The sequence below is a fragment of the Agrilactobacillus fermenti genome (assembly GCF_047943045.1).
Taxonomy (GTDB): domain Bacteria; phylum Bacillota; class Bacilli; order Lactobacillales; family Lactobacillaceae; genus Agrilactobacillus; species Agrilactobacillus fermenti.
This window is the reverse complement of sequence record NZ_CP181347.1, coordinates 723422-739925: the sequence shown is the minus strand read 5'-3', so window position 1 is coordinate 739925 and position 16504 is coordinate 723422. Positions and strand designations below refer to the sequence as shown.

At 39.1% G+C, this 16504-nt stretch carries 14 protein-coding genes; 1 reads left to right on the top strand and 13 read right to left on the bottom strand.

Going from position 1 to position 16504, the window contains the following annotated elements:
* Positions 1-100 precede the first annotated feature (100 nt).
* The 7 genes from ftsX to ACNAN0_RS03525 form a co-directional block, all read right to left on the bottom strand.
* Complete coding sequence (gene ftsX, locus ACNAN0_RS03555; protein WP_416354166.1) at positions 101-988, bottom strand: permease-like cell division protein FtsX; 888 nt, start codon at positions 986-988, stop codon at positions 101-103.
* The gene (gene ftsE / locus ACNAN0_RS03550) at positions 951-1661 is read right to left on the bottom strand and encodes a cell division ATP-binding protein FtsE (RefSeq protein WP_416353881.1); all 711 of its coding nucleotides are present in this window, start codon (positions 1659-1661) and stop codon (positions 951-953) included. Before ftsE ends, ftsX begins: the two co-directional genes overlap by 38 nt.
* 13 nt (positions 1662-1674) lie before the next feature.
* A protein-coding gene (gene prfB, locus ACNAN0_RS03545) for a peptide chain release factor 2 (RefSeq protein WP_230914430.1) occupies positions 1675-2791 on the bottom strand; the annotation gives its coding sequence in 2 pieces (ribosomal slippage) (positions 1675-2718 and positions 2720-2791; 1116 coding nt in all).
* A 130-nt stretch (positions 2792-2921) separates the two neighbouring features.
* Positions 2922-5288, bottom strand: coding sequence for a preprotein translocase subunit SecA (gene secA, locus ACNAN0_RS03540; protein WP_416353880.1), 2367 nt, complete (start codon positions 5286-5288; stop codon positions 2922-2924).
* A gap of 361 nt (positions 5289-5649) precedes the next feature.
* Positions 5650-6222 carry a ribosome hibernation-promoting factor, HPF/YfiA family gene (gene hpf / locus ACNAN0_RS03535; RefSeq protein WP_230914428.1) on the bottom strand — a complete coding sequence of 191 codons (573 nt, stop codon included), beginning with the start codon at positions 6220-6222 and terminating at the stop codon, positions 5650-5652.
* A 126-nt stretch (positions 6223-6348) separates the two neighbouring features.
* Positions 6349-6993, bottom strand: coding sequence for a ComF family protein (locus ACNAN0_RS03530; RefSeq protein ID WP_416353879.1), 645 nt, complete (start codon positions 6991-6993; stop codon positions 6349-6351).
* A 41-nt stretch (positions 6994-7034) separates the two neighbouring features.
* Positions 7035-8357 (bottom strand): DEAD/DEAH box helicase, encoded by a 1323-nt coding sequence (locus tag ACNAN0_RS03525; protein ID WP_416353878.1) that lies wholly within the window; start codon positions 8355-8357, stop codon positions 7035-7037.
* Between the two features lie 55 nt (positions 8358-8412).
* Between ACNAN0_RS03525 and ACNAN0_RS03520 the strand changes: the two genes are divergently transcribed.
* Positions 8413-9063 carry a YigZ family protein gene (locus tag ACNAN0_RS03520; RefSeq protein WP_416353877.1) on the top strand — a complete coding sequence of 217 codons (651 nt, stop codon included), beginning with the start codon at positions 8413-8415 and terminating at the stop codon, positions 9061-9063.
* Between the two features lie 55 nt (positions 9064-9118).
* Here the strand turns inward: ACNAN0_RS03520 and ACNAN0_RS03515 are convergent, their stop codons facing one another.
* From ACNAN0_RS03515 to pgsA, 6 genes are all read right to left on the bottom strand, one after another.
* Positions 9119-10276, bottom strand: coding sequence for a glycosyltransferase family 4 protein (locus ACNAN0_RS03515; protein ID WP_230914442.1), 1158 nt, complete (start codon positions 10274-10276; stop codon positions 9119-9121).
* A gap of 166 nt (positions 10277-10442) precedes the next feature.
* The gene (rny, locus tag ACNAN0_RS03510) at positions 10443-12005 is read right to left on the bottom strand and encodes a ribonuclease Y (RefSeq protein WP_230914424.1); all 1563 of its coding nucleotides are present in this window, start codon (positions 12003-12005) and stop codon (positions 10443-10445) included.
* Between the two features lie 519 nt (positions 12006-12524).
* Positions 12525-13697, bottom strand: a complete 1173-nt coding sequence (recA, locus tag ACNAN0_RS03505) for a recombinase RecA (protein WP_230914423.1) — start codon at positions 13695-13697, stop codon at positions 12525-12527.
* A 101-nt stretch (positions 13698-13798) separates the two neighbouring features.
* A complete protein-coding gene (locus tag ACNAN0_RS03500) occupies positions 13799-15040 on the bottom strand; it encodes a competence/damage-inducible protein A (protein WP_230914422.1) in 1242 nt (413 codons plus the stop codon).
* A 191-nt stretch (positions 15041-15231) separates the two neighbouring features.
* A complete protein-coding gene (gene tnpA, locus ACNAN0_RS03495) occupies positions 15232-15693 on the bottom strand; it encodes an IS200/IS605 family transposase (protein WP_416353876.1) in 462 nt (153 codons plus the stop codon).
* A gap of 208 nt (positions 15694-15901) precedes the next feature.
* Positions 15902-16489: a CDP-diacylglycerol--glycerol-3-phosphate 3-phosphatidyltransferase gene (gene pgsA / locus ACNAN0_RS03490; RefSeq protein ID WP_230914480.1), complete on the bottom strand. Its 588-nt coding sequence runs from the start codon at positions 16487-16489 to the stop codon at positions 15902-15904.
* Between the last annotated feature and the right edge of the window lie 15 nt (positions 16490-16504).

Sequence of the window (16504 nt, the reverse complement as noted above, 5' to 3'; positions counted from 1 at the left end):
AATAAAACTAGTATACCATGCAAAAGGTTTTCTTTATAAAGTCTTTGTAAATTACACGTATAATTTATGTAAAAAAGCAAAATAAAAAAGCCTAGTATTTCTAGACTTTTAAAAATCGGCGCATTGAAACTATTGAACCAACGCTGCCAATCAAAACACCAACTAGTACCATCAAAAGATTGATTGACCATAAAAAACTAGTCGGTGCCGCCAATGAATAACCAAACCCGGTTAAAGAGGTTCTCGTTACACCATAAACCCAATGATAAGCTAAATCAATCAAAATAATTGGTAAAATTGCACCCAACAAACCAGTCCATGCGCCTTCAAGTAAAAATGGCCAACGAATATAAGCTTTCGTTGCGCCCACAAGACGCATAATGCCAATTTCATCTTGTCGCGATATGATCGTGATCCGAATCGTATTAGAAATCAGAAAAATAGCAACAAACAGCAACAATAACGTGAAAGCTGTTGCCCAGGTTCGAATGGACCCCATTACCTTAAATAGCTGATTGGCTTGACGACCACCATAACTGGCACTATCTACATATTTCAAATTGTTAGCCTGCCTAGCTACCCGAACGGTTGCTTGGGGCGTTTTTGTACTGACAATAAATACATCGTTTAAAGGATTCTCATCACCTGAGAACATCCGAAACGAACGACCATAATGACCAACAACTCGTTTTAATTCATTGTTACGGCTAGAATACTGCACTTTAGCAACATTGTTCATGCTATTCAGCTTAGTACGCAGGTGTTTTTTTTGTGTTGCCGTTGTATCGCGATCAATCAACACACGAACATGGACATCATTTTCAATCTCAGTTGATAATTTATTAACATTCAATACCAGTGCTAAAAATATACCTAGTAACAATAAAGTCACTGATACCGCACTAACGGATGCCACAGACATCCAACCATTGCGCTTTAAACTTTTAAAACTATCGATGATATGGCGTTTGGAGGTATACAGCCGCATTTTTATATGCTCCTTTTGATTCATCACGTCTAAGTCGGCCATCCACAATCTCCACAACACGCTGGGGCCGTTGATCCACGATCTCATTATTGTGAGTTGCCATGATCACAGTGGTATTTTGCTGATTGATATGTTCAAAAATTTTAATGATCTCCAGTGAAGTTGCCGGATCTAAATTGCCAGTTGGTTCATCAGCAATGACCACGCTGGGCCGATTAACAATGGCCCGAGCGATGGCGACACGCTGTTGTTCCCCACCGGATAGTTCATCAGGGAATCGTCGACTTTTACTAGACAAACCAACCAAGCTCAAGACATCCATAACCCGACTTCTGATTAGACGGGGATTTTTTTCGGTAACTTCCATTGCATAGGCAATATTCTCATAGGCTGTTAATCTAGGCAACAACTTAAAGTCTTGAAAAACGATCCCCAGTTCTCGACGCAAAAAAGGAATCTGCCGCGCCTTTAATCGAGTCAAATCAAACTTATTAATGCGTATTCGGCCCTTAGTAGGCAGCGTTTGTCGATATAGCAATTTGATCAAAGTCGACTTGCCAGCACCACTTGGCCCAACGACATAAACAAACTCCCCTTGTTGGATCGTTAAATTGATATTATCTAATGCATAATTACGACCGTATTTTTTACTAACATGCATCAATTGGATCATGAAAGGCCTCCAGTTAATCTGGGTTTTGCTGTTTCAAATGCCACTGTAAATAAGCGTAAATAAAGGGATCCAAATCGCCGTCCATCACCGCTTGACCATTTCCAGTCTCATAGTCAGTTCGATGATCTTTGACCATTGTATATGGATGAAAGACATAAGAACGAATTTGAGAACCCCAACCAATATCCAGTTGTTCACCTTTAATTGCGGCTTCTTTTTGTTTTTGCTCTTCCAATTCTTTTTGGTAAAGTTTAGCTTTCAACATATTCATGGCTGTATCGCGGTTTTGAAATTGAGAACGTTGCGCCTGGGAACTGACGACGATGCCAGTTGGAATATGGGTCAATCGTACGGCTGAAGAAGTCTTATTGATATGCTGCCCCCCAGCACCACTGGATCGAAAGACGTCCATTTTGACATCTTCTGGTCGGATGTCAATATCAATGGATTCATCCAATTCAGGCATCACATCTACGGAAGCAAAAGAAGTATGCCGCCGTCCAGCAGCATCAAACGGTGAAATACGCACGAGTCGATGAATCCCCTTCTCTGACCGTAATAAACCGTAAGCATTGTGCCCTTTAATGATCAAAGAGACACTCTTGATGCCTGCCTCATCTCCGGCTTGATAATCTTCAGTTTCTACCGAAAAATGATGCTGCTGACCCCACCGTGTATACATTCGCAGTAACATGGCACCCCAATCCTGAGATTCGGTACCGCCAGCACCAGGATGGATTTCTAAAATAGCATTATTTTGATCGTAGGGCTCATTTAACAATAACGCTAATTCGTAAGCCTGCATATCTTGTTGTAGTTTCATCAACCCTTGATCAAATTCCTTTTGAATCTCAGGATCTGGTTCATCTTGCAACAGCTCTAAATTTACCATCAGATCATCGTATTGCGCCGATAAAGCCTTAAACTGATCTAATTTTGATTTAGAAATATTGTTCTCATCAATCAATTTTTGGGCGCGTTCTTGATTATCCCAGAATCCAGGTTCAGCCATTTTAGCTTCATTCAAAGCTACTGTTTCTTCTAGGCTATCTAAGTCAAAGAGACCCCCTAAATTGATTTATTTTATTAGCAATACTTTCTAAAACATGTCGTGCTTCACTAATCTCCATATTCATAAGCTCCTAACTAATTTGGTAAAGCAAAAGGAGGGATTGGTATAAAACCTAAGTTTTGTCCCAATCCCTTCTGTCGCGAACTATTCTATCTTAAAGCGTTAAACTCGAAAGTAATACTAAGATCTTATCTTCTAATATTTTGTCTAATTTCGGCCTTCATAAATAGCCGGGTAACATCCAAATCGATATCAGCAATCATTTCCTCAAACATCCGGAAACCTTCTTCCTGGTATTCAACTAATGGATTCATCTGACCATAACCACGCAAGCCAATTGATTGCCGCAATTGATCCATTGCATCAATATGATCTGTCCAATGTGCATCAACAACCCGCAAAATAACAACTTTTTCAAATTCAAGCATCTGAGCTGGATCAGACAATTGCTTAGCCTTGTCTTCAAAGTTAGCCTCAGCCATATCCTCTAACATTTTAACAAGGGCATCTGAAGTTTTGCCTTCTAATTGACTACGCTTGAAGTCTTGATCATTGGTTAATGAACTGACTACAAAATCATATAACGCATCAATGTTCCAGTCTTTTTGGTTATCCCCTTGTGTATAAAGATCTACTTGATGCGCAATCGTTCGTTTGACCATTGGCATTAAAATAGGTTTCAAATCATCATTTTCTTGAATCACTTGAAAACGTTCTTTGTAGATAACTTCACGCTGTTCCCGCATCACATCATCATATTGTAATGTCTGCTTCCGAGTATCATAGTTATTACCTTCAACCCGTTTTTGAGCAGACTCAACTTGGCGTGAAATCATGCGGCTTTGAATAACAGCGTCACCGTCAGAAATCTTCATTCGCTCTAAGAAAGCTTTGATTCGATCAGAACCAAAACGCTTCATCAAATCGTCTTCTAAAGACATATAAAAGACAGTTTCACCAGGATCGCCTTGACGTCCTGAACGACCACGCAACTGATTATCGATCCGTCGTGATTCATGCCGCTCAGTCCCAACAACAGCTAAGCCTCCAAGCTCACGAACACCAGGGCCTAACTTAATATCCGTCCCACGCCCAGCCATATTGGTTGCAATCGTAACTGCACCACGTTGACCAGCATTCATAATAATTTCCGCTTCTTTAAAGTGATTCTTTGCATTTAAGACAGCATGGGGAATACGTTCAGCATCTAATAAATGCGATAACCGCTCGGAAGACTCTACGGCAACCGTTCCCACTAATACCGGCTGGCCTTTGCTATGACGTGCCTTAATATCTTCAACAACAGCTTTAAACTTACTATCAATAGTTGGATAAAGTACATCTGAACGATCTACACGAATAACCGGTTTATTCGTTGGAATTGCGATACACTCCATATTATAAATTTCGCGGAATTCTTCTTCTTCGGTTTTGGCAGTACCAGTCATACCAGACAACTTATCATACATCCGGAAATAATTCTGATAAGTGATGTTAGCCATTGTTTTGGTTTCATCCTGGATTTCAACGCCTTCTTTAGCTTCAATTGCCTGATGAAGCCCATCAGAATAACGCCGACCCTCCATGACACGTCCAGTAAACTGATCAACGATCATAACTTCACCGTCTTGAACCACATAGTCAATATCATGTAGCATGATAAAGTTCGCACGTAATGCCTGATCTAAATGGTGCGTCAAAGCCATGTTTTCGGTGTCATATAAATTGTCCAAACCAAAGTTCTTTTCAGCTTTTTTGATACCTTGCTCTGTTAAACTAATCGTTTTGGTTGGCCAATCAATTTTATAATCTTCATCTTCTTTTAATGTCTTGGCAAAACGATCTGTCCGAATATATAGAGCTGTTGATTTCTCAGCACCACCGGAAATAATCAATGGGGTTCTAGCCTCATCGATCAAAATCGAGTCAACTTCATCGACAATCGCAAAATGCAGTGGTCTTTGTACCATTTGTTCTTTATAAACCACCATGTTATCCCGCAAATAGTCAAAACCCAATTCACTATTCGTTGAATAAGTAATGTCGCAATTATAAGCAGCGCGCTTCTCTTCAGAACTCTTGGAATTTAGGTTCAGGCCAACTGATAGACCTAACCAATTATAGAGTTCGCCCATCTCTGTAGCATCCCGAGAAGACAAGTATTCATTGACCGTGACAACATGGACGCCCTTGCCATCCAACGCATTCAAATAAACAGGCATCGTCGCAGTCAAAGTTTTACCTTCACCAGTTTTCATTTCTGCGATATTGCCTTCGTGTAACGTAATACCACCAATAATCTGAACACGGAAAGGGAATAGACCTAACACACGTTTAGCGCCCTCACGACAGGTTGCAAATGCTTCTGGTAAAATATCATCTAATGTTTCGCCATTTTTTAGTCGTTCTTTAAATTCAGGTGTTTTCGCTTTTAATTCATCATCAGATAATTTAGCGTATTCATCTTCATAGCTGATGACCTTTGCAGCAATTTTATCCATGCGGTTGACTTCGCGTTTATCATTCTCAACCCAGGATTTTAAAAAGTTTGCCATTAAATAGTTCCCTTCTCACTTCAACGTAAGTATATATACTTCAATGTTTACCGAATCTATTAAATTTTAGCATATTGCTACATAAAATCAAATAACTAAAGTCTGATTTTAATTTAATCAACAAAAACGCAAATATTTTAATTTACGTATCATAATAATGTACGTAAAAAATTGGAAATATCATTAGGACAGGTCAGTACTAATTAACGTGACGACAGTTTTAAGAACCAAACGATTCTGCCACTTGCAAGTCAATAAGTGGTCAAACAAAAAGATCTGTTGCCTGAAGCTACCATAAGCTTCGCCAACAGATCTAAATTTATTGTATTTTAGTGTAAATAATTAACGTCTAATGCTTTGGTTATTCATCCGTTTCAATTAAGCCATAACGGCCATCACGACGACGATATACAATGCTAGTTCCATTTGTTTCTGCATCTTCAAAGATGAAGAAGTTGTGGCCTAACATGTCCATTTGTAAAATGGCTTCTTCAGAATCCATAGGTTTAAGTGAAACACGTTTTGTCCGCACAACTTCTAGTTCATCTGTTTTGTCAGCTTGATCATTCTTTGGCGCATCCAAGACACCATTATCGGGACCAGTTAAATCGAAATTTTTAATACCTTTTTCTCTGGACTTACGATTAATTTTTGTCTTGTATTTGCGAATTTGACGTTCAAGTTTGTCAGTAACTAAATCAACACTGGCATATAGGTCTGGAGAAGTTTCCTCCGCACGTAGAACTAAAAATGGTAACGGAATGGTAACTTCTACTTTGGCTGTTTTATCAGGATAAACTTTTAAGTTAACGTGTGCAATTGAATTAGACACGTCCTCAAAATATTTGTTTAATTTACTGATTTTTTTCTCCACATAGTTGCGGATAGCCTCAGTTACTTCGATATTTTCACCACGAACATTGTATGATAGCATAGATGTCTCTCCTTTCAGAGATATTTATTCACCTATAAGAACAACACGTGGACCACTCACGCCCTGTTCTTATATCTAAGACAATTATAGCTAAAAGCGCTTTATTTAACAAACAATAACCAATTTTTATGCCCTAACTAAAGAAAAAGTTACGATTTTTCCTTTAAAACCTGCTTCTCGTAGGCACATTCGCGCATGGGTCAGCGTTCGCCCAGTTGTATAAATATCATCCAGTAATAAAATAGAACGCGGGTGCTTTAAGCACGGATAATCTCCAGAAAATGAATATATTTGCGGCGTTGCTAAGCGCTGCTGCCGATTTTTTTGTGCTTGCGGTTGACTACTTTGCCGCTTCTGCAATAAATCCAATGTTTCCAAGCTGGAAAACAATGCCTTAACATGATCAAAGCCTCGATTGGCTAAGCGCTGTAAGTCAGGGGGTAAGCAACAGTAAGTATCAAACTGATGATGCCTAAAAAAATCATTAATAACCGATGAAAACACTGTAGCTAAACGAAAATCTCCTCTTGCCTTATAGTCTTGAAAAAATTGTTGCATCTGATCATCATAATAAAATAACGCATGATGCCGAAAAGACTCGCCCGGATATTTTGCCTGCCAAAACTGACAATCCTGACAAACTGTCCGTTTTTCCTGATAGCGTTGACAAGAAGGGCAGGCATTTTGATGATTAATTGGTACAAAGCGATCCAGACAACTTGAACAAACCGTTGGCCGCATAATTGGCCCTAGTTTTAGAATTGTTTGCACTGATAAAGTCTGATGAAATTGAGCTGCGCATAACAAACATCTCATAATGATGTGCCAGCCTTTTGATTCATATATTTAATTTGTTTTAAACAGGCTTTCACTCGCCTTGTGTAATATTCTAATAGAAATATTACCCGACCATTGGCAAAATTGGCATCACGACCTGCCCGGCCAGCAATTTGAACCAACGATGCCGTCGTGAATATCTGATCCTCTGCATTGATCACATAAACATCAATATTGCTAAAAGTAACGCCGCGCTCTAAAATCGTCGTGGTTACCAGCACATCGGTTTGTTTTTCTCGAAATTGCTGTACTTTTACTAGACGCTGTTTGTCAGCGGCGTGTACAGTCTCAATTTGACCACTGATTTTTTGATTTAATGTCCGGGCAAAATCAGCTAATTGTTCAATGCGCGCTAAAAAAATTAATATCTGCCGATGTTGACGTCGACTAGCTTTTAATTGCGTTAGTAATTTATTAGGTAATTGCGCGCGTTTGATTTTTTGTGTTAAGTGCTGATGAAAAATTAATTTAGGTACTGGCAACGGTCGACCGTGAAACCGCTGCGGCAGATAGCTCACACACAATTTTTTTTGGTCCCTCATTTTTAATAAATGTGCTGTCGGTGTTGCTGTTAAATAAATCAAAGCTCGTTGCCGCTTAACTGCATTTTCAACGGCAAAGTTTAGCATTCGGTCATTCACAAAAGGAAAAGCATCTACCTCATCAATGATCAACAGATCGAACGCATGATAATATCTTAGCAACTGATGCGTGGTACAAATTGTCATTTGTGTATACTGATAAGGTGTTGTAGAACGTCCATGTTGCAGTTGTATTGTCGTTGTTTGAAAAGCTTGTTGTATTCGTGGGTAAAGTTCATTACAAACATCCACTCTCGGTGAGGCCAAAGCAATCCGCAAATTTGCTTGAATTGCTTGAGCAAGCACTGGAAAAAGCATTTCTGTTTTACCAGCACCAGTTACGGCCCATAATAAGTGTGTCCTATGCTGCTCAAGACTTCGTTGCAACGTCCTAGCGACCGAATACTGAGTTGTCGTCAATTGTCCTTGCCAAGTTAATGGCTGCCGATTGGGTCTAAAAAGGTTGGGTTCAGGTAAGTGATACAAATCGTCCTGTGTTGTGAGGCGTCCTAATTGGATACAAGCACGACAATAAAAATTACCATCCGCCAACTGATCTTCGGCTGCAATATTTGAATGGCAGCGTTGACAAATCCATTGATCATGCGCATATGTAATTGCTTTTTGACGTTGTATATTCCGCGATTGTACTGATAAAATACCTAGCTGCACTAATTCATTTCTTGTTAAACGACGACCATATAATAATTCTTCCACAGTCACTCACAACCTATTTTTAGGATAAAATATATTACGCAAGGAGGCCCCAATATTGTTAAAAAGTTATTATACGATTAAAGAAAATGGCATTCATGAAATTGATATTAAAAAATCTCGCTTTATTACAAACATGGCTCGAGTTACAAATGAAGCTGCAGCAAAAACATTCATTCAAAAGATCAAAAAGGAGCATTACCAGGCTACACATAATTGCAGCGCCTTTATTATTGGCGAACAAAATGAAATTCAGCGTGCGCATGATGATGGAGAACCTTCCGGAACAGCTGGTGTCCCAATGCTTGAAAGTCTTAAACTAATGGCCTTACAAAATGTAGTTGCGGTAACGACTCGTTACTTTAGTGGCATTAAATTGGGGGCAGGTGGTTTGATTCGAGCTTATAGCAATTCTGTTTCTGAGGCGGCGCATGCTATTGGCATTGTTCGTGGAACTTTACAACGCGCCCTAAACTTTCATTTGGCTTATAATCAAATTGATTTGGTCCAAAATTACTTTGATAACAGCACGTATCAAATTGACGATATTCAATATACAACTGATATTGCAATCACAGCTTTTATTGATAGCCAAGATATTGCACAAATCAAAGCTGACCTCACTGACCTACTCAATGGACAAATACAATTCGAAGTTGGTACTGAACGCTTCCGTGAAGTCTTGGTAAACTCAAATCAGAGCCATTAAAAAAACAAGTAATCTAGACCATTTAGTCCAGAATTACTTGTTTTTTACTAATTAATTACTTATCCTCAGGTAAATCTGAATGTTGCTTCTTTTCAGTAGTTTGTGCCTTAGTTGAGGTTTCTTGTTCAGGTGAATTGCGGGCCAGCTTCTTAACTGTGCGCTCAATCGCTCTAAGCAATGGTTGCCGGTTGACCCCAACCAATCCAATAGATTCCACGAATAGCTCCAATCCAATCAAAAGAAAAATCGTCAATAGGATATTACCCCATAACGAAGACAGTGGATAAAGCATAGAAATAAATGAAAATATCAACGCCAATCCATAAATGACCAGCACTGTTTGCCGGTGCGTTAGGCCCATCCCCATCAATACATGGTGTAAATGGTGCTTATCAGCCTGCGAAATCGGCTTTTTATTCAGAATACGACGCAAAATAGCATAAACCGTATCTGTTATGGGCACCCCTAAAATAATGACTGGAATCAATAATGTCACAAAGGTCACATTTTTTAAGCCCTTTAATGAAAACACTGCAATCATAAAGCCAATAAACAACGCACCAGTGTCTCCTAAAAAGATCTTAGCTGGATGAAAATTATGCGGTAGAAAGCCGAGTAAAGCCGCGACCAAAGTAAAAATCCAAATAGAAACATATACATCAGGCGTTGTTAAGAAGAAATAGCCAACAATTCCCATGGTAAATAAACCAATTATTGAAACACCTGTTGCTAAACCATCTAACCCATCGATCAAGTTAACTGCATTGGTAATTGCTAAAATCCAAAAAACTGTAATCGGCAAACTCCACCAGCCAAGATGAATCGTACCAATAACGGGTAGAACGACTTCGTTCATACGAATACCGGCCAAAAAGTAAATAATCAGCGAAGCAATCAATATACCGCTCATTTTTTGACGTGGTTTTAATTCCTTAATATCATCGATCATACCGGTCAAAACAATAACGACTTCCGCCAGAAAAACTGAAAAAAGTTCATGTGTTGGAAATTGTATCCTCAATAAAACAAATGTTGAAAAGGTAAAGGCTACAAAAATACCTAACCCACCCATCGTTGGCATTGGCTTTTTATTAACGCGCCGTGCATTGGGCTTGTCGACTGCCCCTAACACAAAAGCCATCTTACGCACAAAAGGTGTGATAATTGCAGCAATAATCATAGTCAAAACCAATTTAACGATAACGGAAAACATACTAGACATTTCAAACCAACTTTCTTTATCTAGCAATATTATACAAATAGCACGTATTCAAAACAATAGTTCAGCTATTTATCATAAAGCGTCTGTTTTTAACAACTTTAACAGTAACTTAAAGAAAAAAACTGAAACATCACTGCTTCAGTTTTTTTCTGACATACTACTTTGCATATTCAATCGTCCGTGTTTCACGAATGACTGTAATTTTCACATGTCCTGGATATTGTAATTCATTTTCAATACGGTCACGAATATCTTTAGCCAAAATAACAGTCTGATCATCAGAAACATCTTTAGGTTGAACGATAACACGTACTTCACGTCCAGCTTGAATTGCAAAACTATGATCCACACCCTTGAAACTATTCGTGATTTCTTCTAGTTTATTCAAACGATGTAAATAATTCTCCAATGATTCCGATCTTGCACCAGGTCGTGCAGCGGATATTGCATCAGCAGCAGCGACCAATACGGCAATAACACTTGATGGTTCCACATCGCCGTGATGTGAAGCAATCGTATTGATTACTGTTGCCGGTTCTTTATATTTCTTTGCAATTTCAACACCGATCTCAACATGTGAGCCATCTACTTCGTGATCTAACGCTTTACCAATATCGTGTAATAATCCAGCGCGTTTAGCTAAAGAAACATCCTCTCCAAGTTCAGCAGCTAACACACCTGCTAGTTTCGCAACTTCCATAGAGTGATTTAATACATTTTGTCCGTAACTTGTTCGGAAATTCAAGCGACCAATAATTTTGATCAGGTCTGGGTGAATTGTATGAATGCCTAAGTCAAAAACAGCTTGTTCACCAATTTCACGGATTCGACTATCCATCTCTTTACGAGACTTATCGACCATCTCTTCAATACGTGCCGGATGAATCCGACCGTCTTGAATCAATTTTTCCAAAGCCATCCGAGCAATTTCACGTCTGATTGGATCAAATCCACTCAAAACGACTGCCTCGGGCGTATCATCGATAATCAAATCAATACCAGTTAACGTCTCTAAAGTTCTGATATTTCGACCCTCTCTACCGATAATTCTCCCCTTCATGTCATCATTAGGAAGATTTACCACCGTTACAGTTGTCTCAGAAACAACGTCAGCAGCACTGCGCTGAATTGCCTCTGCAATCAAATCTTTGGCTTTGCGATCAGCCACTTCTTTGGCGTTTTGTACACTATTTTTAATCATCTGAGCACGATCATGTTCCAAGTCATCCTTGGTTTTATCCAAGATGATGTCACGCGCTTCATCTTCTGACAAATTAGCAATACGTTCCAATTCAGTTTGCTGCTTTTCAAGAGTTTTAGAAATTTCTTTTTGCTCACCATCGAGCTGTTGTCGCCTTTGATTGAGCTTTGCTTCCCTATCGTCTAAAGCCTGTTCTTTTTTATCCAATGAATCGTCTTTACGATCCAACAACTCTTCACGTTGGATCATCCGATTTTCTTGTTTTTGAACTTCAGCACGGCGTTGCTTCAATTCGTCTTCTTGTGATTGACGATATTGATGCGAAGCCTCTTTAGCTTCAAGAATGGCTTCCTTTTTTGCTGTTTCAGCTTCCTTCTTGGCAGCTGTGATAATCCCCGCAGCTGTTTGAGTTGCTTCATTCAGCTCTTTTTCATGGCCATGTTTACGAACAGCATAGCCCGTAAAAACACCAACAACCAGCATGATGATTGCGAGGATTATTAGAATCCAAAGATTCATGATTTCACCTCCGCATCATCAAAATTTACGATAATTCGAAAAATTTAAAAGATGTTTATTTTGATTATTAACACACCCATAATTCTATATTTTGGGCAATATGATGTCAACTTTATTTCAAAGTTACAGCAACATAAATATCATTGAATTGAAATAACATTTTATTTACAGCTTTATAACAAAGCCGTTTTTGCTTCAACTTTAAAAAAACCATTCGTATTTACCAGCAAGGTCCCTGCAAATCACAAAATGCGCGACTAAAAATGCATAATGATTGCGTATACGCAAAAATCATGCTAACTGGTATTTCCCTTTCACTGTGTCGTTGAATCAAGCCGTTAACCTTTGAAACGTGTTCAAGATAAAATCATGTGGACAAAAATAGGGTTGAGAACAAAACCTCACCTTGTTCTCAACCCGTTTATTATCGTAATTATTATGGATAGGCCCTATAAATTACTTAAAAATTAAAACAATTTTAGGTCTAGCAACACGCTTTAATTACTTAAAGATACAAAATTAGGCTTTAGTATCTGAAGCATCAAAAATATCAACCTCATCAGCACTAGCCTTGGCATCTGTTTTTGCATCCTTGGTTGAATTAGTAGCTTTAGCCGAATTATTCTTACCAGTATCTTTAGCGGTTGTCTTAGTTTTAGACTTATCAGATTTTTCATTAGCCTCTGCTTCATCAGCTGTCCCATCCATATCATATGCTTTACGGACTTTTTGCCTAATTTCAGCCTCTACATCAGGATGCTCTTGTAGATAAAGTTTAGCATTCTCACGCCCTTGCCCAATTCGGTCATCACCATAAGAGTACCAAGAACCGCTCTTCTTGACGATATCCTTATCAGCTGCCATATCAACTAATTCCCCTGTTCGGGAAATACCTTTACCATACATAATATCAACTTCAGCGACTTTAAATGGTGGCGCAACTTTATTTTTCACAACTTTAATTTTGGTACGATTACCAATGATATCAGAACCATTCTTGATCTGTTCAGAACGCCGAACTTCTAACCGAACGGTTGAATAAAATTTAAGGGCGCGCCCACCAGGTGTTGTTTCAGGGTTGCCAAACATTACTCCGACTTTTTCACGAATTTGATTAATAAAAATTGCAATTGTCTTTGTCTTATTGATCGTTCCTGATAGTTTACGCAAAGCTTGTGACATCAATCGAGCTTGCAAGCCAACATGGGCATCCCCCATCTCACCCTCAATTTCAGCTCGAGGAACTAGTGCAGCAACTGAATCTACAACAACAAGATCGATTGCACCGCTAGACACTAAAGCGTCTGCGATTTCCAGTCCTTGTTCACCTGTATCTGGTTGTGATAATAATAAATCGTCAATATTAACACCCAATGCCGTCGCATAAGCTGGATCCATTGCATTTTCAGCATCAATGTAAGCTGCTGTACCACCATCTTTTTGTACCTCAGCAACCGCATGCAAAGCCACCGTCGTTTTACCGGAACTTTCAGGGCCATATATCTCAATGATTCGGCCGCGAGGATAACCTCCCACGCCTAATGCTTCATCAATTGCTAACGAACCAGATGAGATCGTAGAAATTTGTGTATCTGCTTTCTCACCCATCCGCATGATGGCGCCCTTACCAAAACTCTTTTCAATCTTTTTTAATGCGGTTTCTAATGCCGCCTTACGTTCATCTTGAGCCATTTATGCCCTCCTTAGAAAGCTATCATTCATCGTTTCACTCTTTGTATCATTCTAAAGAATTACCTTTTAAAAAGCAAGGATTTTTCGAACAAATGTTCTACTTATTTTTTTAATTGCTGATAGATCATGAAAAAGCCTGCCATAGCCGCCGAGACTCGAATATCGTTTCGCTGACGCGGAAAATGAAATAACTTAACTTGAGTTGGTTGATCAGCAAATGACAAGCCAATATAAACAGTCCCAACTTTTTGGCCTTCTAACTCATCAGGACCAGCAACACCTGTGAAACCTACGCCAATTTGACTGCCAACCTGCTGTCGACTTTTTTCTGCCATTAATTTAGCTGTCATTTCACTAACAACCCCATGTTCATGCAAGATCGCCGCATCAATACCTAGCATTTTGGCTTTTTCTTCTAGAGCATAGGTCACAAATCCACCAGCAAACACTTGTGATGAAGCCGGCACTTCCGCAATCATACTTTGGAAAAGCCCACCAGTTAAGCTTTCGGCGGCTGTAATAGATAGGTCTCGACGAATTAACTCTTTTACCACAACTTGTTGTAAATTGTTATTATCACCATAGCCATAAAAATAAGCGCCAATTCGTTGCTGCACCTTAGCTTCCAACTCATCTAAATACCGTTTGGCATCACCACTATTTTTCGCCTTGGCAGTTAAACGCAAAGTTGTTTCATAATCTTTCGCATAGGTCGCTAAAGTCGGATTGCTTTGTGTGTCAATTAAATCAGCTAATTTAGTAGCAATCTGAGACTCACCAATACCGAAAAAGCGTAACACCCGAGAAACCAGAACGTGGTCTTTATGTGAAAGCTTAATTAAGATTTCCCGCAAATGGTTAAGAACCATTGGCTGAAATTCACTTGGTGGTCCTGGAAGCATGATAATCGTTTTATCGTCAATGGTGGTGACAGAACCAACGGCTAAACCATCATCGTTAGGCAAAACCTGAGCACCTTCCGGATAATATGCTTGAATCTTATTATTCTCTGTTAATTCCCGATGACTTTGCTCATAAAACCGCAGTAAATTGGTCATGGCCGTTTGATCTGGCACTAGTGGCCGGTCGATAAATTCAGCAACCGTTTGTTTTGTCAAATCATCTTCAGTTGGGCCCAACCCACCGATCGTAATAATCAAATCACTTCGACTAAAAGCTAGTTTTAAAACCGATTTTAAGCGTGCCGGATTATCCCCAACCACCGTTTGAAAATAAGTATCAATACCAATATCTGCTAGTGTCCGTGCTAAAAATTGACCATTCGTATCGTTGATCTGACCCAGTAATAATTCTGTCCCAACTGCTATGATCTCTGCTTGCAATAACATCGCCCCCATTTAATATATACGTATTCTAAGCTTAAAAAATCTGCAAATCAAAACCACCCGTCAAACGGGTGGTTTGCTCTGAGGCTATAAGCCTCTATTACCGACCAGCGCCTAAAGACGCTGGCTTTTTAGTTCAAGCCAATTTGTCCTTGCCACTTTTGCTCACCCCTTAAGGGGTGCTTGTACTACTTACTACCCTTAAAAGGGTCTTCATATTCCCGAACACTTAATTTATCAACGGCAATATCATGTTTTTCCTGTTCTCTGATATATTTCCTAATTGTTGCTTCATTGATGCCCACCGTTGTCACATAATAGCCTTCTGACCAAAAATGACGGTTTCCAAATTTATATTTCAGATTTGCATGTTTATCAAACATCATCAAGGCACTTTTACCTTTTAAGTAACCCATAAAACTTGAGACACTTATTTTGGGTGGGATACTAAGTAATAGGTGCACATGATCTGGCATCATATGTCCCTCAATAATTCTTACACCTTTATAAGAGCACAAAAGCCTGATAATATCTTGAAGGTCCCGTCGATATTGATTGTAAATCACTTTTCTTCTATACTTTGGTGTAAACACGATATGGTATTTACACAACCATTTGGTATGTGCCAAACTATTGTATTGATTCGCCATTTGTTTTTTCCCTCTTTCAAATAGATTGATTGGCCTGAACATCCAATATTCTATCTGAAAAGAGGGCTTTTTTGCATAGCAATTGAACACCCACCCGCATAGCGGGTGGTTTACTGTTTCGTACCTTATGGTACTCAACTAGGTCTAAAGACACTAAAAAAAGGGTTCGTCACAAATTTTCATTTGTCTCAAACCCACTTGAATATTACTATTCTTTTGATGAATCAGAAAAAACATGCCGATTTTGAATGAAATAATCTGCACCAGAATATATCGTAAAGAATAAACAAATGTATAGCATAATTGCACCAAAAGGAATATGGATCATTGCAAAAAAAACATCATGCAACAGCAAAAAGATAATTGCCAACATTTGTGTTGTCGTTTTAATTTTACCTGGCATAGCGGCAGCCATTACTTGACCGTTCTGTTCAACAATCAATAATCGCAAGCCTGTCACTGCTAACTCTCGACAAACAATAATCGACACGACCCATGCAGGTGCCAATTTCAAAGCAACCAAAAAAATAAAAGCGGTCATTACGATCATCTTGTCAGCTAGGGGATCAGCAAATTTACCAAAGTTGGTTACTAAGTGCTGTGCTCGAGCAATCTTACCGTCCAATAGATCAGTCAAGGAGGCGACAATAAAGACAATAGCTGCAGCCAAATGCCTGGTTGGGATCGTAGTTCCTAAGCCAGTAAGTTGCCCCCAATTTAATGGTAATGCTAAAAGTAAAATAAACACAGGAATCAAAATAATACGAAAAACAGTCAGTTTATTCGGTAAATTCATTTCAAGTGCTCCTAA